19 protein-coding genes are annotated in these 20,085 nt (G+C 62.7%); 9 read left to right on the plus strand and 10 right to left on the minus strand.

Going from position 1 to position 20,085, the window contains the following annotated elements:
• Positions 1-3: 3 nt before the first annotated feature.
• Positions 4-432, minus strand: a complete 429-nt coding sequence (locus tag PI93_RS08675) for a hypothetical protein (protein WP_039367345.1) — start codon at positions 430-432, stop codon at positions 4-6.
• A 178-nt stretch (positions 433-610) separates the two neighbouring features.
• Here PI93_RS08675 and PI93_RS08680 point away from each other — a divergent pair, with 178 nt between their 5' ends.
• Entirely contained in the window at positions 611-970 is a 360-nt protein-coding gene (locus tag PI93_RS08680) for a VOC family protein (protein ID WP_039367348.1), read from the plus strand.
• A 91-nt stretch (positions 971-1,061) separates the two neighbouring features.
• Here PI93_RS08680 and PI93_RS08685 read toward each other — a convergent pair whose 3' ends face one another.
• Entirely contained in the window at positions 1,062-1,985 is a 924-nt protein-coding gene (locus PI93_RS08685; protein WP_039367350.1) for a LysR family transcriptional regulator, read from the minus strand.
• A gap of 105 nt (positions 1,986-2,090) precedes the next feature.
• On the opposite strand from PI93_RS08685, the gene PI93_RS08690 reads away from it, so the two are divergent.
• Both PI93_RS08690 and PI93_RS08695 read left to right on the plus strand, forming a co-directional pair.
• Positions 2,091-2,834, plus strand: a complete 744-nt coding sequence (locus tag PI93_RS08690) for an SDR family oxidoreductase (RefSeq protein WP_039367353.1) — start codon at positions 2,091-2,093, stop codon at positions 2,832-2,834.
• Between the two features lie 265 nt (positions 2,835-3,099).
• Complete coding sequence (locus PI93_RS08695; protein WP_039367356.1) at positions 3,100-4,215, plus strand: glycosyltransferase family protein; 1,116 nt, start codon at positions 3,100-3,102, stop codon at positions 4,213-4,215.
• Between the two features lie 10 nt (positions 4,216-4,225).
• Here the strand turns inward: PI93_RS08695 and PI93_RS08700 are convergent, their stop codons facing one another.
• Positions 4,226-5,137, minus strand: a complete 912-nt coding sequence (locus PI93_RS08700; protein ID WP_039367359.1) for a LysR family transcriptional regulator — start codon at positions 5,135-5,137, stop codon at positions 4,226-4,228.
• A 160-nt stretch (positions 5,138-5,297) separates the two neighbouring features.
• Between PI93_RS08700 and PI93_RS08705 the strand changes: the two genes are divergently transcribed.
• The 4 genes from PI93_RS08705 to PI93_RS08720 all read left to right on the plus strand — a co-directional run bounded on the left by PI93_RS08705 (position 5,298) and on the right by PI93_RS08720 (position 8,466).
• Positions 5,298-6,311 (plus strand): 2Fe-2S iron-sulfur cluster-binding protein, encoded by a 1,014-nt coding sequence (locus tag PI93_RS08705; RefSeq protein WP_039367362.1) that lies wholly within the window; start codon positions 5,298-5,300, stop codon positions 6,309-6,311.
• 144 nt (positions 6,312-6,455) lie between these two features.
• The gene (locus PI93_RS08710) at positions 6,456-7,652 is read left to right on the plus strand and encodes an aromatic ring-hydroxylating dioxygenase subunit alpha (protein ID WP_052240504.1); all 1,197 of its coding nucleotides are present in this window, start codon (positions 6,456-6,458) and stop codon (positions 7,650-7,652) included.
• Positions 7,653-7,664: 12 nt separating this feature from the next.
• Positions 7,665-8,138, plus strand: coding sequence for an aromatic-ring-hydroxylating dioxygenase subunit beta (locus PI93_RS08715; RefSeq protein WP_039367368.1), 474 nt, complete (start codon positions 7,665-7,667; stop codon positions 8,136-8,138).
• A gap of 13 nt (positions 8,139-8,151) precedes the next feature.
• Positions 8,152-8,466 (plus strand): non-heme iron oxygenase ferredoxin subunit, encoded by a 315-nt coding sequence (locus PI93_RS08720; RefSeq protein ID WP_039367372.1) that lies wholly within the window; start codon positions 8,152-8,154, stop codon positions 8,464-8,466.
• A 563-nt stretch (positions 8,467-9,029) separates the two neighbouring features.
• Here PI93_RS08720 and cspD read toward each other — a convergent pair.
• On the minus strand, positions 9,030-9,236 hold the full coding sequence (gene cspD / locus PI93_RS08725) for a cold shock domain-containing protein CspD (protein ID WP_010807119.1): 207 nt from the start codon (positions 9,234-9,236) through the stop codon (positions 9,030-9,032).
• A gap of 443 nt (positions 9,237-9,679) precedes the next feature.
• On the opposite strand from cspD, the gene clpS reads away from it, so the two are divergent.
• Both clpS and clpA read left to right on the plus strand, forming a co-directional pair.
• The gene (gene clpS / locus PI93_RS08730; protein WP_010807118.1) at positions 9,680-9,994 is read left to right on the plus strand and encodes an ATP-dependent Clp protease adapter ClpS; all 315 of its coding nucleotides are present in this window, start codon (positions 9,680-9,682) and stop codon (positions 9,992-9,994) included.
• A complete protein-coding gene (gene clpA / locus PI93_RS08735; protein WP_039367381.1) occupies positions 9,991-12,288 on the plus strand; it encodes an ATP-dependent Clp protease ATP-binding subunit ClpA in 2,298 nt (765 codons plus the stop codon). Before clpS ends, clpA begins: the two co-directional genes overlap by 4 nt.
• A gap of 96 nt (positions 12,289-12,384) precedes the next feature.
• Here clpA and dut read toward each other — a convergent pair whose 3' ends face one another.
• From dut to ileS, 6 genes are all read right to left on the minus strand, one after another.
• Positions 12,385-12,831, minus strand: coding sequence for a dUTP diphosphatase (gene dut, locus PI93_RS08740; protein WP_039367384.1), 447 nt, complete (start codon positions 12,829-12,831; stop codon positions 12,385-12,387).
• A gap of 71 nt (positions 12,832-12,902) precedes the next feature.
• On the minus strand, positions 12,903-13,943 hold the full coding sequence (locus PI93_RS08745; RefSeq protein WP_039367387.1) for an LLM class flavin-dependent oxidoreductase: 1,041 nt from the start codon (positions 13,941-13,943) through the stop codon (positions 12,903-12,905).
• Positions 13,944-13,997: 54 nt separating this feature from the next.
• On the minus strand, positions 13,998-15,218 hold the full coding sequence (locus PI93_RS08750) for an MFS transporter (protein ID WP_080759066.1): 1,221 nt from the start codon (positions 15,216-15,218) through the stop codon (positions 13,998-14,000).
• Positions 15,219-15,413: 195 nt separating this feature from the next.
• The gene (coaBC, locus tag PI93_RS08755) at positions 15,414-16,625 is read right to left on the minus strand and encodes a bifunctional phosphopantothenoylcysteine decarboxylase/phosphopantothenate--cysteine ligase CoaBC (RefSeq protein WP_039367394.1); all 1,212 of its coding nucleotides are present in this window, start codon (positions 16,623-16,625) and stop codon (positions 15,414-15,416) included.
• Positions 16,626-16,702: 77 nt separating this feature from the next.
• The gene (gene lspA / locus PI93_RS08760) at positions 16,703-17,242 is read right to left on the minus strand and encodes a signal peptidase II (RefSeq protein WP_039367397.1); all 540 of its coding nucleotides are present in this window, start codon (positions 17,240-17,242) and stop codon (positions 16,703-16,705) included.
• Complete coding sequence (ileS, locus tag PI93_RS08765; protein WP_039367399.1) at positions 17,242-20,079, minus strand: isoleucine--tRNA ligase; 2,838 nt, start codon at positions 20,077-20,079, stop codon at positions 17,242-17,244. Before ileS ends, lspA begins: the two co-directional genes overlap by 1 nt.
• Between the last annotated feature and the right edge of the window lie 6 nt (positions 20,080-20,085).

Consider the following 20,085-nt stretch of genomic DNA (forward strand, 5'->3'; position numbering starts at 1 on the left):
GCGCTACTGCACCACGACCGTCGTGGTCACGCGATGGTCGCCTGTGCCTGGCACGCGGCTGGTGAACTCACGTGGGAATCCGACCGTCCAGACGACCACGTCGGTGCCCGGTGTCTGCCCCGCCTGATACCACACGATCATGCCGGGAAAGCGCATGGTCTCGCAGCGCTGGCCGTCAGGCACGGTGTAATCGATCCATTCCGGTAAGACCTCACCGAGCGTCGGCTTCGAATCAAGTTGGAATGTCGGCTGGCCCAGCGAGCGGCATAGCACGCTGTAGTTGGGCTGTACCCAGATCGCGACCTTCTGGCCTACGGCAACGCTGATGTCGATGCTCGGCGGAGGGTATGCCGCTTGCGCCTGCGCAGCGCCCGCGCCCATCACGCACGCGACGAATGCCATCGTGCGCCATGCGATTCCTGTGGTGTCCATGACGGACCTCCCGCCCCCCTCGGCGGCCGACGCATAGCCTTCTCCTGACCGGAACAAACCGTCGGCACAACGCTTTCATTACAGTGCATCCGCTAGCACAACGCAAGGAACGGTGGGCGTTGGCTGTGCGTGCTACGCTGCTCGCGTGTTTTCGTGCGCGACTCACGGGAGGATGAGGATGAAGGTCAATCGCATCGTTGCTAATATCGCCGCACCGTCGGCGCAGACGTTACAGGCGGCACAACGCTTTTACGGCGAACTGCTCGGACTGGATCTGCTGATGGATCACGGCTGGATTGCCACTTACGGCAATGCATCGAAGATGAGTGTGCAGGTCAGCATCGCCACGGAGGGCGGCAACGGCACGCCCGTGCCGGACCTTTCGATCGAGGTCGACGATGTGGACAGCGCGCTGGCATGCATGCGCGACGCTGGCGTGGCTATCGAATACGGACCTGCCGACGAACCCTGGGGTGTGCGACGCTTCTATGTGCGCGACCCGTTCGGCCGTTTGCTCAACATCCTTTCGCACCGGTAAGCGCGGGTCGCCAGCTGCTCACCGTCCATCGCTGAGCGCCGAACGATCCTCATTCACGCGGGCCATCTCGCCACGGCACCGCAGCACCGTCTCACCGTCCATCGAAACAGGCCGCGAGGCGTTGCTGTTCAAACGCCTGGACAACGTGGTCCACGAATACGCGCGTTCGCAGCGGCAACAGCTTTTTGTTCGAGTAGTAGATGAACACCCCGCCGTACTCATCGAACCAGCCGGGCAGCAGTCGTTGAATGCGCCCCGTCGCCAACAGCGGCGCTGCATGCGGCATGGGCAGTAACGCTACGCCGTAGCCCAGCGCGACGGCGTGCGCCATCGCTTCCGGATCGTCGAAGATCATGCGGGTGCGCGCTTCGATGTTGACGCGCTCACCGACGGCGTTGCGAAGGTCCCATGCGCGCAGTCGCCCCGACATGCCGGAGCGCCGCAGGATCGCGTCGTAGGTGGCGAGCTCCGATGGATGCTTCGGGGCCTTGCGTCCGGCCATGTAGTCGGACGATGCGCAAATGACGGCATACGTCGGGGCGAGCCGCCGCGCGATCACGCCGGGCGTGAGTTCGATGCCGCCGCCAATCGCGGCGTCGAAGCCTTCGGCCACCACATCCACGCTTCGGTTGTCGAACCGCCAATCCGGCACGATGTCGGGATATCTGGCGAGGAAGTCGCCGAGCAACGGCACGAGGTACAGACGGCCGAACGCGTGCGCCACGCTTACCCTGAGCACGCCAGACGGCTTTCCCTCGCCCTCGGCTGCGCGCGAGAACGCGTCGGTCAGCGCGGCGAACGGCCCGTCGACGTCGAGCAGGAACCGCTCGCCGCCTGCCGTCAACGTGAGGCTCCGGGTACTTCGATGGAACAGCCTCAGGCCGAGTTGCGTCTCCAGACGCGCCACATTCTTGCTCACCGCCGCAGGCGTCATTCCCAGTCGCCGCGCGGCGGCCGAAAAACTTCCCGCGCGTGCACTGAGGACAAAGGCTTCGATCAGATGCAATGCGTCCATTTCATCTGTTCCATTTGGTTGAAATTGATGATCGATATTATGGTCTAGTTGCGATGTAATTCAACACCGATACTGGCTTCACTTCTCAACCAGTGGAGCAACATCATGGCAACGAGTTTTCAAGGCAAAGTGGCATTCGTCACGGGTGGTTCACGCGGTATCGGCGCGGCGATCGTGCAGCGGCTGGCCGATGGCGGGGCGACGGTGGCCTTCACTTACAAGGGTTCGAAAGCGGCAGCGGAGGAGCTCGTCGCCCGCATTCAGGCGTCCGGGGGACGTGCGAAGGCGCTGCTCGCCGACGCCAGCGATGCCGCAGCGTTGACCCAGGCAGTGAACGACGCCGCGCAGCAATTCGGCAAGATCGACATTCTCGTGAACAACGCCGGCGTGTTCACGCTGGGATCGGTCGCCGACCTGGCGCTGGAAGACTTCGATCGCATGCTGAACGTGAACGTGCGCGCCGTGTTCGTGGCATCGAAAGCCGCGCTTGCGCACATGGGCGAGGGCGGACGCATCATCAACATCGGCTCGTGCAATGCAGAGCGCATCCCGTTCGAGGGCGGCGCGACTTATGCCATGAGCAAGGCGGCGCTGGTCGGTCTCGTCAAAGGCATGGCGCGCGATGTCGGCCCGCGAGGCATTACCGTCAACAACGTTCAGCCGGGCCCGACGAACACCGATATGAATCCGGCGCAGGGGGACTTCGCCAAATCGATGCACGACATCATGGCGCTCAAGTATCACGCCCGTCCGGAAGACATCGCCGCGATGGTCGCCTATGTCGCCAGCGAGGAAGCCAGCTTCGTGACCGGGGCGAGCCTGACCATCGATGGCGGCTACAGCGCGTGAGCTTCGTCTGAATTCCTGACGAACGCGGTGTGACGGTAAGCGTAAGAAATGCAACGGCGCGAGCGCTATTGAGTGACTTTCCCGAGAGATCTGCGAGGCTTGCCGATCCCGGGCAACCGCCCGATCTCCCGCGCCGTTGCTGTCTTTCGTCATTCCCAAGACGACAGCGGTGCCGCCATATCCTGGGTTACCGGTGTAATGGCGTGTAAGTTGCGCCGTCTGTGGACGTCAACCTGCGCGCAGCGCAGCCACCTAGACTGCGCGGATGAAGGTCGTTCACCTCTCCCATACGCCGGTGGCCGGCAGCCCGGGCAACATTGTCTCGGCGCTGAACCGGCACACCGACATTGCCGCGCGCCACGTCGTCTACGACGCGGCGGCCTATGCGTCGCGGACCTTCGCCGTCGATCTCGACTGGCAACGTCACCGCGAAGAAGCGCTCGATGTCATCGCGGCCGCCGATGTCATCCACGTCCATCAGATATTTCCGATGGAGACGACATTCGGCGCCGACTTTCCGAACCGTTTCGGCAACAAACGATGGATCCGTCAGTTTCACTCCGCACCGGAGCTATGGTGTCGCGACGACGCCGTCATGCGCGAGCGCATCATCAACGATCCCTTGCCTCAGTTGGTCATCGGCCAGGGTCCGGAGCGCTTCTACCCCTTTGCCCGCGTGGTGCCCAACATCGTGCCGATCGACGACGCGCGTTACCTGCCGAAACCGGAATCTCCGGGCGAGACCGGTCGTCCTCTGGTCGTATTCTCACCGAGTGGCGCGTCGTCAGGCTGGCGCAAACGCTGGGAGACCAAGGGCGCGCCGCAGACGCTGCGCTTGCTGCGCCGGCTCGAACGTCGCGGGCTGTGCGAGGTGCGCCTCATCATGGGAGTACCGCACGACGAATGTCTGCGACTGAAGCAACGGGCGGCGGTGGCGCTGGACGAATGCGTGACGGGCAACTATCACCTCTCCGGGCTCGAGGCGTTGTCGCAGGGTAAGCCGACGCTCGGTCACCTTGACAATCGCGTGCAGTCGCAACTTCGCCGCCTGACCGGGGCTTGCGAACTGCCGTGGGTCGATGTGCCGCTGGAGGCGGCCGAAGCGCCATTGGTGGAGTTGCTGGAGAGCGCGTCGCTGCGCGCGCAGATCGGCGCTGCATCGCGTCGATGGATGGAGACTCACTACCGCGACGCCGCGATGGTGCAGTACTACCGTCAGGCATATCTCGATCTTTTCAACGCGCCGCACCGCTTCGGCGAGCGCCGCATCGACGCCGCCGATCAGTGGCTAGGGGTCTCGCTGCCGAATCTGCGCTGGCGGGCGCGTCGCAACGCCAACGCATTCTGGCGCGGGCTATGGGAAACGTGGCATGGCCGCTAAGCGGCGAGCGTCACTCCGAAAACAGATCGAATAGCAGCGTGCGCATCCACTGACTTGCGGGTTCCTGGTGATAGCGGGCATGCCAGAACAGATTGATCTGCACGTCCGGCAAATCCAGCGGGTGGTCGACGTAACGCAATCCGAAGTGCTGTGCGCTGCGCTGGGCGAACTTTTCCGTGACGGTCGCAATGAGATCCGTGGCGTGCAGAATGTCGGCGAGCGCCACGAAATGCGGCACGCGCAACCGGATGTTGCGTTGCACGTGGGCGCGTGCCATGAAGTCGTCGACCTGTCCGTGTCCCGTGCCCGCCGCGATCACCATGACTTGCTCCGCCCGCTCGAAATCCTCGCGCGCCATGCGCGTCGTCTTCGGTTTGTCGAGCGGATGGCCCGGGCGGAACATGCACACATACTTTTGCCGGAACAGGCGTCGCTGAAAAAACTCGGCGGTCAGATCGGGCAGATGCCCGACGGCGAGATCCACCTGACCCGCGGCCATCTCTTCATGCAAATTGACGGCCGTGTTGCGCACCGTACTGACCGTAATGCCCGGCGCCTGATCGCCGAGGGCATGCATGAGCCTCGGGAGAAAGTGCACTTCGCCGATATCCGTCATGGCGATCTGAAAGGCGCGCTGGCTCGTTGCTGGGTCGAAGGCGAGTTGACGGTTGAACACGCCGTGCAAGGCGTCCAGGGCGGTCGCTACCGGCTCGGCCAGTTCGATCGCCATGGGCGTTGGCAACATACCCCGCGACGTGCGGACGAATAGTTCATCGTTGAACAGCTTGCGCAGACGCGCCAGCGAATTGCTGACCGCGGGCTGCGTCACGCCAAGCGCTTCGGCAACGCGGGAAACGCGTCTCGCGTTGTACAGATGCTGGAAAACCACCAGCAGGTTCAGGTCGACAGCATGCAGGTCCATGGGGACACGTCTCGGCGATCAGTGAAATCACTGAAATTTATAGGAGATATAAGCGAGATTCTATTGGTTTATATCGCGGCTTGCGCGAAGCTTCTTGCAAACGGCGTCCGAACGCCGGAGGCAGTGCCCGGCGGGTGCTGTCATCACGGAGACAATCCCCATGCAAGTTCATGTGCAGCCGCTTGGCGAGCGCCTCGACGTCGTGCCCGGCGACAATCTGCTGAAAGCGCTGACCGATCGCCAGATCCCGATTTCGTACAGTTGCCTGTCCGGGCGCTGCGGCACCTGCCGCTGCCGGGTGATTTCCGGCGATGTTCAAGAGGCCGACGGTGTCGAATATCGCCATCACGACGACGGCACGGACCCCACGCGCTATGTGCTCGCCTGCCAGTCCACGGTGCAAGGTGACTGCGAAATCGAGCTGCCGGAGATGGATGAAGTCGTCGTGCATCCGGCCAGGATTCTCAAGGCGACCGTGCTCGCGATCGAACCGCTCACGCACGACGTCAAGCGTCTGTTGCTCAAGCCCGCGAAGCCGCTCAGTTTTTCTCCCGGTCAGTACGCCACGCTGCAATTCACACCCGCGCACATCCGTCCCTATTCGATGGCCGGACTCGACGCCGACGATACGCTCGAATTCCATATCCGCCGGGTGCCGGGCGGCGCTGTGACCGGCTATGTCGACGAACAACTCAAGGTTGGCGATGCCGTGCGGGTGTCGGGGCCGCTTGGCACTTCCTATCTGCGGACACGTCACGAGGGACCGATGCTTTGCGTAGCCGGCGGCACCGGGCTCGCGCCGGTGCTGTCGATCGTGCGTGGAGCACTCGCCCGTGGCATGCGTAATCCGATCCACCTCTATGTCGGTGCGCGTTCGCCGGCAGACGTGTACGGCCTCGCGTGGTTGCGCGAACTCGCGTCGCACCACGACGGTATTCGTTTGCATGTCGTGACGACCACCGACGCGCCGGGGCGGGCGGACGATGCGTTCCGGCTCGGTCATGTCACCGACGCACTCGCCGCCGACCACACCGGGGCAGAGGCGCTTGCCGGCTGGCGCGCGTACCTGTGCGGCGCGCCGCCGATGGTCGACGCGGCCACGCGGCTACTGCGCGCGCGCGGCATCGATGGCGCGCATATCTACGCCGACGCGTTCTACGCCAAGGCCGCGTGACGAACCTATTGCCCGCATTCCTAGCATTTCCAGCATTCCCCTCAGGAGACGATCGTGAGTACAACCCCGCAGACCGGCTTCGATCCGGCGCATTCCGCCGGCGCTCAGCCGTCGGAGCTTTGGCCCAACGAGGGCTCGAGCCGGATTCCGTTTCGCGTCTATACCGACGAGCAACTCTATCGGCGCGAACTTGACGAGTGCTTCTACCGCCGGCATTGGAACTACGTCGGACTGGAAGCCGAAGTGCCAAACCCGGGAGATTTCAAGCGCACGGTGATCGGTGAGCGCTCCGTCATCGTGACGCGCGATGCGTCCGGCGAAATCAATGTGGTCGAGAACGTCTGCGCGCATCGCGGCATGAAGTTCTGCCGCGAAAAACGCGGTAATCGCACGGACTTCCATTGCCCGTATCACCAGTGGAACTACGACCTCAAGGGCAATCTGCAAGGGGTACCGTTCCGTCGCGGGGTGAAGCAGGACGGCAAGGTCAACGGGGGGATGCCGAAGGACTTCAGGCCGGAGGATCACGGCCTGACCCAACTGAAGGTCGCCACCCGCGGTGGGGTGATCTTTGCGTCGTTCGATCACGACGTCGAGTCGCTCGAAGACTTTCTCGGGCCGGAGATCTGCGCGTACTTCGACCGCCTGTTCGACGGCCGCAAGCTCAAGCTCCTCGGCTACAACAAGCAGCGCATTCCGGGCAACTGGAAGCTGATGCAGGAGAACATCAAGGACCCCTATCACCCGGGCTTGCTCCACACCTGGTTCGTCACCTTCGGGTTATGGCGTGCGGATAACAAATCGCGTCTGGTGATGGACGCGCACGGCCGTCACGCCGCGATGATCTCCACGCGCGGACAGGGCGGTGGCGGAGAGGTCACGTCGGGCGTGTCGAGCTTCAAGGCGTCGATGTCGCTGAACGACATGCGCTTTCTCGACATCGTGCAGGAAGACTGGTGGAAAGGGCCGACGGCCGTCCTCATGACACTCTTCCCCAGCGTGATCCTGCAACAGCAGGTCAACTCCGTGTCGACGCGTCACATCCAGCCGCGCGGTCCCGATTCGTTCGATTTCGTCTGGACGCATTTCGGTTTCGAAGACGACACCGAAGAGATGACGCAGCGCCGTTTGCGCCAGGCAAATCTGTTCGGCCCGGCCGGTTTCGTGTCGGCGGACGACGGTGAGGCGATCGAGTGCTCGCAGGAGGGATTCACGCAAAAACCGTGGCACCGCGTGATCGCCGAGTTGGGCGGCACCGGGGTGGAAAACACCGAGCACATGGTGACGGAGACCTTGATTCGCGGCATGTACGCCTATTGGCGCCGCGTCATGGGCGTTTGAGGAGACGACACGATGGTGGATTTTGCAACATTTCAGGCGGTGGTCGAACTCAATGCCGCCTATGCGGCAGCACTCGATACCCAGCAATGGGATGCCTGGCCCGAGTTCTTCCTCGACGCGTGCGTCTACCGCATTCAGCCGCGCGAGAACTTCGAGATGGGGCTGCCGCTGGCCACACTGTCGTTCGAAAGCCGGGGCATGCTGCGCGATCGCATCTACGGCATTCGCGACACGCTATTTCATGACCCGTACTACCAGCGCCATGTGATCGGATTGCCGTCGATCCGTCGGCTCGACGACGACACGCTGCACGTCGAAGCCAACTACGCAGTGTTTCGCACCAAACCGGATCAACTGACCGACATTCTCTCGGTCGGGCGCTATCTGGACATCCTCAAACGAACCGACGACGGATGGAAGTTCGCGTCACGCCAATGCATTTTCGACAGCGAGATGATTCCCAACTCGCTGATCTACCCGATCTGAAGCGAGGGACATCATGAGCAGTAACTGGATTGAGGCGACGTCGCGCGACGCGATTCCCGAGGACGACGTGATCGGCCTGATTGTGGGCGGACGGGACATCGCCTTGTATGGCGTGGACGGCGAGGTGTTTGCGACCGATAACGTGTGCACTCACGGGAACGCGCGCCTGTGCGACGGATTCCTGGATGGGCATGAGATCGAGTGCCCGTTGCATCAGGGCAAATTCGACGTCCGGACGGGAGCCGCCCTGTGCGCGCCGCTCATCGAGGCTGTGAGAACCTATCCGATCCGCATCGAAGCCGACAAGGTCTACGTCGATCTGGGCTGAGTGTCGCCACATTAGGGGGAAGTGTCCAAACGGGCTGCCTGCGGGCGGCCCGTCGCATTTTGCCGACAGGCAACGCCCACGGGGGGGCGCGGCCCGGAAGACGTTCCCTCGGGCATGAGGGGCAAACGGAGCGCACGGATCATTTGTGCGATTCTTGAAACAAGTGGTTTTTTTGCCGGTTCGCAAGCGGCGTCGATTTCGCTTTCGGATTCGTTAAAAGCCTATTAATTTCCGATGCTTGGCGAATGACTTCGGCATGCCGGTTGACCGGGCGGCTGCGTAGGAATACTTAGTCAATTCGGATAATTGCGTAATTGGTTTCCGCAACCGAGAGTGTCAGAGGGAGTATTTTAATAACTGAGTGGAATATTGCGGTGATTGAAACTTTATAAGAAATTAAACGCAGTTAAATTCCGGGAAGCTTCGCGCATGGAGTGGAAAGTTGCGTTCGATTTTGCATTCAAAAACGGATCCAAAATGTTTCACTATGGTGCGCGCATTGCTGCGGTGCAATAAAAAACCCGGCCGAAGCCGGGTTTCCAATGCATCGAACGGCGCTACTCTCAGGCAGCAGCCTGGATGTTCGAAGCCTGCTTGCCCTTCGGGCCTTGAACGACCTCGAACTGCACCTTCTGACCTTCCTTGAGGGTCTTGAACCCGTTCATCTGGATCGCCGAGAAGTGAGCGAACAGATCTTCGCCACCCTCATCCGGCGTGATGAAACCAAAACCCTTGGCGTCGTTAAACCATTTGACCGTACCGGTTGCCATACAAACTTCCCCTAAACAATTACGACTACTACATATCACCGCAACAACGAGCACATCTGAAAAACCCGCCGGCTGGCGGCGGCTTCTTAGGCTCACCCAGGCATCTTTTCTTTTAAAACACTTATAGAGGAAAAGCGCCACGATGATTGTTTTCGCTAACTGCCAATAGTGTCAAGCCCTTTTTGAGTGATAGAAGTTGTGTTCGATCAGGTTTTACCCTTATATCTCGGAGGGTATAAGGGGTGCAGAGACACGCTCTTGAAATTTGGGTTAAGCTGACTCATATGGGTGTGGCACCCCCGGTGGTCGGGGCTGCAGCGCCTTGCTGGACAACGCACGCGCTGATGAGAACGAGTGTTGGCATTCCGGTGGAGAACCGGACGGCAGGCGGCAATAGGGGCTCCGATTGCTTCCTGTACCCGGGAGTTGTTTAGAATCCACGTATGGCAACCTTACCGACAACGCATGACGACACCGTACAGGAGCGGCAAGAGCAACAGCTCAAGCCGCCATCGATGTACAAGGTGGTACTGTTGAACGACGATTTCACCCCGATGGAGTTCGTGGTGATGGTCATTCAGGAATATTTTAATAAGGACCGGGAGTCTGCAACGCAGATCATGCTCAAGGTTCACCGTGAGGGCAGGGGAGTTTGTGGGGTCTTTACGCGCGATGTCGCGGCGACCAAAGTTGAGCAAGTTGTTAGCCATGCAAGGCAGTCCGGGCACCCGCTGCAGTGCGTGATGGAGGAAGCATGATTGCCCAGGAATTGGAAGTCAGCCTGCACATGGCGTTTATGGAAGCGCGCCAGGCGCGACACGAATTCATTACGGTCGAGCACCTGTTGCTCGCCCTTTTGGATAACCCGACCGCTGCCGAGGTGTTGCGCGCCTGCGCGGCAAATCTCGACGATTTGCGGCAGAACCTGCGCAACTTCATCGCCGACAATACGCCGACGGTGCCGGGGAGCGACGAGGTCGACACACAGCCCACGCTCGGTTTCCAGCGCGTGATTCAACGCGCCATCATGCACGTGCAATCCACTTCCAACGGTAAGAAGGAAGTCACGGGTGCGAACGTGCTGGTCGCCATCTTCGGCGAGAAGGACTCTCACGCCGTCTATTACCTGCAACAGCAGGGCGTGACGCGTCTGGATGTCGTCAATTTCATCTCCCACGGCATTACCAAAACCGGCGCGGCCGGCGAGTCGGCCAAGGCCGGCGAGGGGAGCGTGGAAGGCGAAGAGGGCGCCAACACCAAGGAAAGCCCGCTCGCGCAATACACCCAGAACCTTAACCAGATGGCGCGTGACGGCAAGATCGATCCGCTCATCGGGCGCGAATCGGAAGTCGAGCGCGTGGTGCAGGTGCTGTGCCGCCGTCGCAAGAACAATCCGCTGCTCGTCGGCGAAGCCGGGGTGGGCAAGACGGCCATCGCCGAAGGCCTTGCCTGGCGTGTCACGCGCGGCGAAGTGCCCGAGATTCTGCAGGACGCCACGGTCTATTCGCTGGACATGGGCGCGCTGCTCGCCGGCACCAAATATCGCGGCGACTTCGAGCAACGCCTGAAGGCCGTGCTCAAGGAACTCAAGGAGCGCAACAACGCGATCCTGTTCATCGACGAAATTCACACGCTGATCGGCGCGGGCGCCGCGTCGGGTGGCACGCTCGATGCCTCGAACCTGCTCAAGCCGGCGTTGTCGTCGGGGCAGCTCAAGTGCATTGGCGCGACGACCTTCACCGAGTATCGCGGCATCTTCGAAAAGGATGCGGCCCTGTCACGCCGTTTCCAGAAGATCGACGTGAACGAGCCGACCGTCGAGCAGACGGTGCAGATCCTGCGTGGCCTGAAGTCGCGTTTCGAAGAGCACCACGGTGTGAAGTATTCGTCGAGCGCACTCTCGGCGGCTGCCGAACTGTCGGCGAAGTTCATTACCGACCGCCATCTGCCTGACAAGGCCATCGACGTGATCGATGAAGCCGGTGCCGCTCAGCGCATTCTGCCGAAGTCCAAGCAGAAGAAGACGATCGGCAAGGGCGAGATCGAAGAGATCGTGTCGAAGATTGCACGTATTCCGGCACAAAGCGTGTCGGCGGACGACCGCGGCAAGCTTCAGACCCTCGACCGCGACCTCAAGAGCGTGGTGTTCGGACAAGACCCCGCTATCGACGCGCTGTCGGCGGCGATCAAGATGTCGCGTGCCGGGCTGGGCAAGACGGACAAGCCGATCGGTGCGTTCCTCTTCTCCGGTCCCACCGGTGTGGGCAAGACCGAAGTGGCCAAGCAGCTCGCCTTTACGCTCGGCATCGAACTGATTCGGTTCGACATGTCGGAGTACATGGAGCGTCACGCGGTGAGCCGTCTGATTGGCGCGCCGCCGGGCTACGTCGGCTTCGATCAGGGTGGTTTGTTGACCGAGGCGATTACGAAGAAGCCGCACTGCGTGCTGCTGCTCGACGAAATCGAGAAGGCGCATCCGGATATCTTCAACGTGCTGCTCCAGGTGATGGATCACGGCACGCTGACGGACAACAACGGTCGCAAGGCAGACTTCCGCAACGTCATCATCATCATGACGACGAACGCGGGTGCCGAGACGATCAACCGTGCGAGCATCGGGTTCACGAACGAGCGTCAGGCCGGCGATGAAATGGCCGACATCAAGCGCATGTTCACGCCGGAGTTCCGCAACCGTCTCGACTCGATCATCAGCTTCAAGCCGCTCGACGAGCAGATCATCCTGCGCGTGGTCGACAAGTTCCTCATCCAGTTGGAAGATCAACTGCACGAGAAGAAAGTCGAAGTGGTCTTCACCGACAAGCTTCGCACCTATCTCTCGAAGAAGGGCTTCGATCCGCTCATGGGCGCGCGTCCGATGCAGCGTCTGATTCAGGACACGATCCGTCGTGCCCTGGCCGACGAATTGCTGTTCGGTCGTCTGACCAGCGGTGGCCGCGTCACGGTGGACCTGGACGAGCACGATCAGGTGCAACTGTCCTTCCCCGAGGATGGCAACACCCGTGCACAGCCGGAAGCTGCCGAAGTCGAATAGTCCGAAGCGTCGGCAAGGTCTCTTGCCGCAATAAAAAAGCGCCGCTTCATGCGGCGCTTTTTTCATGACGGCTTGCGATGATGCCGTTGCGTGATGTCAGTGCTTGCCGGTGCTGCCGAATCCCCCCGCACCGCGATCGCTTTCGGGGAATTCATCCACGAGATTGAACTCTGCCTGCACGACCGGCACGATCACCAGTTGTGCGAGACGCTCGAACGGATTGAGTACGAACGGTTCGTTGCCGCGATTCCAGGTCGAGACCATCAATTGCCCCTGATAATCCGAATCGATCAGCCCGACCAGATTGCCCAACACGATGCCGTGCTTATGGCCGAGGCCCGAGCGCGGCAGGATCAGTGCGGCGTAGCCCGAATCGGCCAGATGGATGGCCAGGCCGGTGGGGACGAGCACGGTCTGGCCCGGTGCGATGGTCAGCGGTGCATCGAGACACGCGCGCAGGTCGAGTCCGGCGCTGCCCGGCGTGGCGTAGGCGGGCAACTGCGAGCGCAGGCGTTCGTCGAGAATCTTGACGTCGAGTTTCATGGCGTTATGGCGTTGGATAGGGCGGAATCGGTCGAAAATTCGGTCGGGGAAGCAGGCAGCTCGACGCTCGCTCAATGGCTGTCGGCGGCGCGCAGCGAAAACGCCTGCGCGAGCAATTCGTGAGAACGCAAACGGGCTCGGTAGCTGCCGGCCACCGTCAGCACAACGATTTCGTCGGCCTCGAACTGCTCCTGCAATTCCATCACGCGCGCGGTGACGCGCTCCGGGGTGCCGATGATACTACGCGGCTTCTCGCGCGCGATGACGGACAACTCCCGGTCGCGATATTGCGGCTTCGCCTCGGCCCCTTGTTCGAGGCTGGGAATCGGCTCGTTCATGCCGTAAGCCATTTGCACCCGACGCAGATCCACCCCGGCTTCGAGCGCTTCCGCCTCGGCGTCGGTGTCGGCGCAGATGACGAAGAGCGCCACCGAGCAATAAGGCTTCGCCAGTTGCCCCGGTGTGAAGCGTTCGCGATACGCCTGCGTCACGCGATGACCGTAGTGGGCGTTGATGAAGTGCGCGAAGCAGTAGCGCAGGCCAAGCTGCGCGGCGAGCAAGCCACCGAACTCACTCGAGCCCAGCACCCACAGCTCGGGGCGCGTTTGCACGGCCGGTTGCAGCAATACCCCACGGTAAGGATGATCGTCGGCCAGCGTGTCGTTGAAAAGGCCGGCCAGCTCGGCGACCTGTTGCGGGAAGTGCTCGCCCGCATCGTATGGCCCTTTCGCGACGGCGCGCGCCGTGCGCATGTCGCCACCGGGGGCGCGTCCGACACCGAGGTCGATGCGATTCGGAAACAGCGCTTCGAGCATCAGAAACTGTTCGGCCAGCTTGAACGGGCTGTAGTACGGCAGCATCACACCGCCGGATCCGACCCGCAGGCGTTTGGTCACGCTGGCCAGCCGCGCGATCATGACCTCTGGCGCCGGGTTCGCCACACCGCGCAGACCGTGGTGCTCTGCGCACCAGTAGCGCGTGTAGCCGAGGTCGTCGGCCGCTTGAGCCAGTTCGACGGTTGCCGCAATGGCGTCCGCCACGCTATGGCCGTGAATCACGGGCGTTTGATCGAGAATCGACAGCTTGATGCGTGCAGAAGACGTTTGTGCCATGAGTACGATGCTCCAGTTCGACGACCGCGGGCCCTCGACACACAGTCTTGAAAATCAGTGGCCACTCCCGGCGGACGAATCTGCCGGTGTCGTGCCGGGGCCTGCATGCGGCAGGCGCGCAATCATCAGGATGGCCACGATCCCGCCGAGTGCGCCGCACAGGAAGATCGAGGCGTAGCCGAAAAAGTTGGCGACGAGTCCGGCCATCGGCCCGATCAATCCGAGCGCCAGATCGAAGAACGCCGAATAGGCCGCCAGCGCCGCCCCCCGATTTTGCGGCGGCACCTGGCGCAGCGCCTCCACGCCCAGGGCGGGGAAGACCAGCGAGAAGCCCACGCCGGTCAGCCCGGCGCCAACGAGCGCCATGTGCGGACTCACTGCACCCCACAGCAGGAACTGACCGATGGCGCTGAAGACCAGCGAACACATGGCGACGCGGCGTCCGCCGAAGCGATCGACCGCATGTGCGAGCAGAATCCGCATGCCGATGAAGCAGGCGCTGTAGAGCGTGAGCGCATACGCCGCGCCCGACCAGCCGTGGCTGGCATAGTAAAGCGTGATGAACGCGGCAATGACCGCGTAGCCGATACTCCCCAGCGTCATGGCCAGACCGGGGCGCCACACGAGGCCGACGACACGCAGGAACGGCAGACGATGTCCGCCCACCGGGGCGGCTGCCGGCAGACGCAGCGCGATGGCGAACGCCACGGCGGGCAGCGCGATGTTCACGAGCGAGACGACCGTAAAGCCAGCCGATTCCAGCAGGTAGGCGCCGAACGGGGCGCCGGTCGCGAGCGCTGTGTACATCGACACGCCTTGCCACGAAATGGCTTTGCTCGCGTGCGCCGCACCCAGCAGGCCGATGCCCCACGACATGCCGCCGGTCAGAATCAGGCTTTCGCCGAAGCCGAGCACCACGCGTCCGGCGATGAGGATGCCCAGCGCGAGCGCAGGGTCCGGCACCATCGATGCCACGAGATACAGTACGCCCGCCGCCGCGCAGCCGCACAGCCCGGTGAGTACCGCGCGGCGCGGGCCACGTGTGTCGACGGTGCGTCCGGCGTAGGAGCGCAGCAGCAGCGTGACGACTGACTGGATGCCGATGGTGACGCCGACGACGAAGGAGCCGTAGCCGAGCGTTTCATGGACGTAGACCGGCAGCACGGGCAGCGGCATGCCAATCGTCATGAAACCGAAGAACATGATCGCGGCGAGCATGCTCAATGTCCCGTAGACACTGACAGCCGGCCGGGCGGTCGTAGGAGGTTGCGTCATCTTGATGGTTATCGTGTTGCGATGGCCCGAAGGCCGAAAGGCTATGGCGTCAATGTGTGACGCCGTCATGCGGTATTGCGTTGGTTCGGTCAAGCCGTGAGCCGGATGGTTGTGCCCGTCTGCCAGCGTTGCCGGACCACGACGATAACAGGCGGGCAGTCGGGTGATATGGGCGGACGGTGAACGACGCGTGCGTCAGCCGGGCGCGCGCGACGGGAGTCGTGCGGCGATTTCGATGATCAGGCTGCGGGCGAGCGATTGCTTGTCGGCGCGCGGCAGGCGTTTCTGCCCGGCATCGTCGAAGAGAATGACTTCGTTATCGTCTTGCCCGAACGTGGCAGGACCGAGATTGCCTACGAGCAGCGGCACCTGCTTGCGCCGGCGCTTTTGTGCGCCGTGCGTCTCCAGATCGCCTGATTCGGCAGCGAAGCCCACGCAATACGGCGGCTTCGGCAACTGCGCCACGGCCGCGAGAATGTCGGGATTCTGGACGAAGTCGAGCGTCGGCACGTCGGCGTCACCGGTTTTCTTGATCTTGTCATGCGCCACTTCGCGCACGCGCCAGTCGGCCACGGCAGCCACCGCGATGAAGACGTCGTTGTGCGCCACGTCGGCCATCACCGCGTCGTACATCTGCTGCGCCGTTTGCACGTTGCTGCGCGTCACGCCATAGGGCGTGGCCAGTGCTGTCGGGCCAGCGACGAGATGCACGTCGGCGCCTGCCTGCGCGGCGGCACGGGCAAGCGCAAAGCCCATCTTGCCGCTGGACAGATTGGTCAGGCCACGCACCGGGTCGATGGGTTCGAACGTCGGGCCTGCGGTGATCAGCACACGGTGTCCGGCAAGGCGTTTGGGCTGGAAGAAGCCAACCAGGGCCTCAAAAAGTTCTTCCGGCTCGAGCATCCGCCCGTCGCCGATTTCACCGCACGCCTGATCGCCGCTGCCGGGACCGAGGATCGTCAGGCCATCGCCGCGCAGCGTCGTGGCATTGCGCTGGGTCGCCGGGTTGGCCCACATCTGACGATTCATGGCGGGCGCGACCAGCAGCGGGCAGTCTCGCGCCACACACAGCGTGCAGAGCAGGTCGTCGGCCATGCCGTGCGCGAGCTTGGCGAGGAAGTCGGTGGAGGCGGGGGCGATGATGATGGCGTCGGCCTCGCGCGAGAGGTCGATGTGCGCCATGTTGTTGTCGACGCGATTGTCCCACTGGCTGGTGAACACCGGACGCCCCGAGAGCGCCTGCATCGTGAGTGGCGTGATGAATTGCGTGGCGGCTTCGGTCATCACGACCTGCACCGTCGCGCCGGCCTTGATGAGCAACCGGGTGAGTTCGGCCGACTTGTAGCAGGCGATGCCGCCCGTCAGGCCGAGAACGATGGTCTTGCCCGCAAGTTCACCGCGTTCCATAGAAAGTGCCTCCTCCAAAGTGCCGCGCGGCGCCTCCGGGGCGCCGCGACGGTGTTGGCTGCGAATGACCGGGTGCGCTATTTGCCGCGCCGCACGCGTCGCAACTCGTCGATCACCAGCAGCACCGCGCCCACGCAAATGGCCGAGTCGGCCACGTTGAACGCCGGCCAATGCCAGCCGCCGACGTGAAAGTCCAGAAAGTCGACCACATGACCATAGATCACACGATCGATCACGTTGCCCAGCGCGCCGCCAAGAATCAGCGAGAGCGACAGGCAAAACATTTTCTGGCCGTTATGACGCTTGAGCAGCCAGATGATGACGGTGGCCGCCACGATCCCGAGCAGCGTAAAGAACCAGCGTTGCCAGCCGCCGGCGGCCGCCAGAAAACTGAATGCCGCGCCCTTGTTGTACACCAGCACCAGATTGAAGAACGACGTCAGCGGGCGGAACTCGCCGTACTGGAATGTCTTCAGAATCGTGAGCTTGGTGACCTGATCGAGCAGGATCGCCACGATCGCAATTCCAAGCCACGGGGCCAGACCGTAAGTGGCACCCCCACGGGCGCCACCGTTGCTGCGTCGCGCGCCCGTCCGGGCGCCTGCTTTGCTTGCCATTATGCCGCGCTCCGGTGTTCGCCGCTGCCGAACAGGTTCGACACACAGCGGCCACAAAGGGTCGGGTGAGCGGCGTCGGCGCCCACGTCTTCACGATAGTGCCAGCAGCGCTCGCACTTCTGATGCGTCGACGGCGTGACGACCACGCCTTCCTCCGCTTCGGTGGCAACCTGCGTGACGGCGGCCGCCGACGTGATCAGCACGAAACGCAGATCGTCGCCGAGGCTGGCCAGCACCTCGAACTTGCGGCCCGAGACACGCACGTCCACTTCGGCCTGCAACGACGAGCCGATCTGTTCGGCCGCACGAGCTTCTTCCAGCGCCTTGGTGACGTCGCTGCGCACCGCGCGCAGCAGATGCCATTTCTCGAGCAGACGCGTGCCTTGCGCGACTTCCGGATAGGCGTAGTAGGTCTCGGTGAAGATCGTGTCGTTGCCCGGCTGGAACACTTGCCACGCTTCTTCCGCCGTGAAGGACAGGAACGGCGCCATGAGCTTGAGCAGGCCGTGCGTGATGTGATACAGCGCGTTCTGGGCGGCGCGGCGGGCCGGGGCGTCCGGCGCGCTCGTGTACAGACGATCTTTCAGGATGTCGAGGTAGAAACCGCCGAGATCTTCCGAGCAGAACGTCTGAAGCTTGGCCACGACCGGGTGGAACTCGTAGCGGTCGTAGTGGCCCAGCACTTCGGTTTGCAGCGACTGTGCCAGCGCCACGGCGTAGCGGTCGATTTCCAGCCATTGGTCCGCCGGCAGCGCGTGCTTCGCATGGTCGTAATCGGCCAGGTTCGAGAGCAGGAAGCGCAGCGTGTTGCGGATACGGCGATACCCTTCGGTCACGCGCTTGAGGATCTCATCCGAGATCGACAATTCGCCCGAGTAGTCGGTCGATGCCACCCACAGACGGATGATTTCGGCGCCGAGCTTGTCCGCAACATCTTGCGGCAGGATCGTGTTGCCGATGGACTTCGACATCTTGCGGCCCTGACCGTCGACCGTGAAGCCGTGCGTGAGCAGCGCCTTGTACGGCGGACGGCCATCGAGCATCGAGGCGGTGAGCAGCGACGAGTGGAACCAGCCACGGTGCTGATCCGAGCCTTCCAGATACAGGTCGGCGGGGAAGCCCAGCTCATGCGCGTGCGAGCCGCGCAGCACATGCCAGTGCGTGGTGCCCGAGTCGAACCACACGTCGAGCGTGTCGCGGTTCTTCACGTAATCCTTGGCCTCGTCGCCGAGCAGTTCCACCGGGTCGAGCGTTTGCCACGCTTCAATGCCTTCGGTTTCCACGCGCTTGGCTACGGCTTCGAGCAGTTCCGGGGTACGCGGGTGCAGCGCACCGGTTTCCTTGTGCACGAAGAAGGCCATCGGCACGCCCCATTGGCGTTGACGCGAGAGCGTCCAGTCCGGGCGATGCGCGATCATGTTGTGCAGGCGCTGCTTACCCCACGCCGGGAAGAACTCGGTGGCCTCGATGCCGGCGAGTGCGATCTCGCGCAGCGTCTTGCCGTCGCCCGGCGCACCGTCGACCGGCTTGACGTCCATGCCCGCGAACCACTGGTTGGTGGCGCGGTAGATGATCGGGGACTTGTGACGCCAGCAGTGCATGTAGCTGTGCGTGTACTTGAACGAGTGGAACAGCGTGCCGGCCTCGCGCAGCGCTTCGACGATCTGCGGGTTGGCGTCCCAGATCGACTGGCCACCGAACAGCGGCAGGCTGTCCTGATAGCGCCCGTCGCCCAGCACGGGCATGCGGATATCCGCGTCGGGCATGTCATGCGCCTTGCACGAGACGAAGTCCTCCACGCCGTAGGCAGGCGCCGAGTGGACGATGCCGGTCCCCGTGTCGGTCGTCACGTAGTCGCCGAGGTAGATCGGCGAGGTGCGCTCGTAGCCGGCGTCAGCCGTCGAGAGCGGGTGACGGAAGCGGATCAGCGAAAGCGCTTCGCCCTTCGTGCGGGCGATGATTTCGCCGTGCAGACCGTAGGTCTTCAGGCAGTCTTCCACGCGCTCGGTCGCGAGAATGAGCAGACCGCGCTCGGTCGAGACCAGTGCGTATTCGACTTCCGGATGCACGTTGAGCGCCTGATTCGACGGGATCGTCCACGGGGTCGTCGTCCAGATGACGATGTGGCCGTCTTCACGCGGCAGCTTCGCCAGACCGAAGGCCTTCGCGACCTTCTCCGGCTCGGCGAAGGCGAAACCGACGTCGATGGCCAGATCGGTCTTGTCCTTGTACTCGACTTCCGCCTCGGCGAGCGCCGAGCCGCAATCGAAGCACCAGTTCACCGGCTTCAGGCCACGGTAGACGTAGCCGTTCTCCATGATCTTCGCGAGGGCACGAAGCTCGTCCGCTTCGTTCGAGAAGTTCATGGTTTTGTACGGGTTGTCCCAGTCGCCCAGCACGCCCAGACGCTTGAAGTTGGGCTTCTGACGCTCGATCTGTTCGGCCGCGTAGGCGCGCGCCTTTTCCTGCACTTCGCGCACCGGCAGATGCTTGCCGAACTGCTTTTCGATCTGGATTTCGATGGGCATGCCGTGGCAGTCCCAGCCCGGCACGTAGGCGGCGTCGAAGCCCGCAAGGCTGCGCGCCTTGACGATCATGTCCTTGAGGATCTTGTTGACCGCGTGGCCGAGGTGGATGTCACCGTTGGCATACGGCGGGCCGTCATGCAGGATGAACTTCGGACGGCCTTTGCTGGCGGCGCGGATCTTGTCGTAGATCTTCTTTTCCTGCCATTGCTTGACCCACTGCGGCTCGCGCTTGGGCAGATCGCCGCGCATCGGGAACGGCGTGTCCAGCAGGTTGACGGGATATTTGCTCGGGGCTTTCTTTTCGCTCATGGTGCG

Origin of the sequence: Pandoraea fibrosis, from assembly GCF_000807775.2 — a bacterium.
GTDB lineage: Bacteria > Pseudomonadota > Gammaproteobacteria > Burkholderiales > Burkholderiaceae > Pandoraea > Pandoraea fibrosis.

Bases quoted from the DNA above. Each gene is read 5' to 3' on its own strand.
- PI93_RS08715 (WP_039367368.1), top strand. From the start codon at position 7,665: ATGGTGGATTTTGCAACATTTCAGGCGGTGGTCGAACTCAATGCCGCC.
- clpS (WP_010807118.1), top strand. From the start codon at position 9,680: ATGGCAACCTTACCGACAACGCATGACGACACCGTACAGGAGCGGCAA.
- PI93_RS08690 (WP_039367353.1), top strand. From the start codon at position 2,091: ATGGCAACGAGTTTTCAAGGCAAAGTGGCATTCGTCACGGGTGGTTCA.
- PI93_RS08695 (WP_039367356.1), top strand. From the start codon at position 3,100: ATGAAGGTCGTTCACCTCTCCCATACGCCGGTGGCCGGCAGCCCGGGC.
- PI93_RS08700 (WP_039367359.1), bottom strand. From the start codon at position 5,137: ATGGACCTGCATGCTGTCGACCTGAACCTGCTGGTGGTTTTCCAGCAT.
- PI93_RS08675 (WP_039367345.1), bottom strand. From the start codon at position 432: ATGGACACCACAGGAATCGCATGGCGCACGATGGCATTCGTCGCGTGC.
- dut (WP_039367384.1), bottom strand. From the start codon at position 12,831: ATGAAACTCGACGTCAAGATTCTCGACGAACGCCTGCGCTCGCAGTTG.
- PI93_RS08685 (WP_039367350.1), bottom strand. From the start codon at position 1,985: ATGGACGCATTGCATCTGATCGAAGCCTTTGTCCTCAGTGCACGCGCG.
- PI93_RS08680 (WP_039367348.1), top strand. From the start codon at position 611: ATGAAGGTCAATCGCATCGTTGCTAATATCGCCGCACCGTCGGCGCAG.
- coaBC (WP_039367394.1), bottom strand. From the start codon at position 16,625: ATGGAACGCGGTGAACTTGCGGGCAAGACCATCGTTCTCGGCCTGACG.
- PI93_RS08720 (WP_039367372.1), top strand. From the start codon at position 8,152: ATGAGCAGTAACTGGATTGAGGCGACGTCGCGCGACGCGATTCCCGAG.
- cspD (WP_010807119.1), bottom strand. From the start codon at position 9,236: ATGGCAACCGGTACGGTCAAATGGTTTAACGACGCCAAGGGTTTTGGT.
- ileS (WP_039367399.1), bottom strand. From the start codon at position 20,079: ATGAGCGAAAAGAAAGCCCCGAGCAAATATCCCGTCAACCTGCTGGAC.
- PI93_RS08705 (WP_039367362.1), top strand. From the start codon at position 5,298: ATGCAAGTTCATGTGCAGCCGCTTGGCGAGCGCCTCGACGTCGTGCCC.
- clpA (WP_039367381.1), top strand. From the start codon at position 9,991: ATGATTGCCCAGGAATTGGAAGTCAGCCTGCACATGGCGTTTATGGAA.
- PI93_RS08750 (WP_080759066.1), bottom strand. From the start codon at position 15,218: ATGACGCAACCTCCTACGACCGCCCGGCCGGCTGTCAGTGTCTACGGG.
- lspA (WP_039367397.1), bottom strand. From the start codon at position 17,242: ATGGCAAGCAAAGCAGGCGCCCGGACGGGCGCGCGACGCAGCAACGGT.
- PI93_RS08745 (WP_039367387.1), bottom strand. From the start codon at position 13,943: ATGGCACAAACGTCTTCTGCACGCATCAAGCTGTCGATTCTCGATCAA.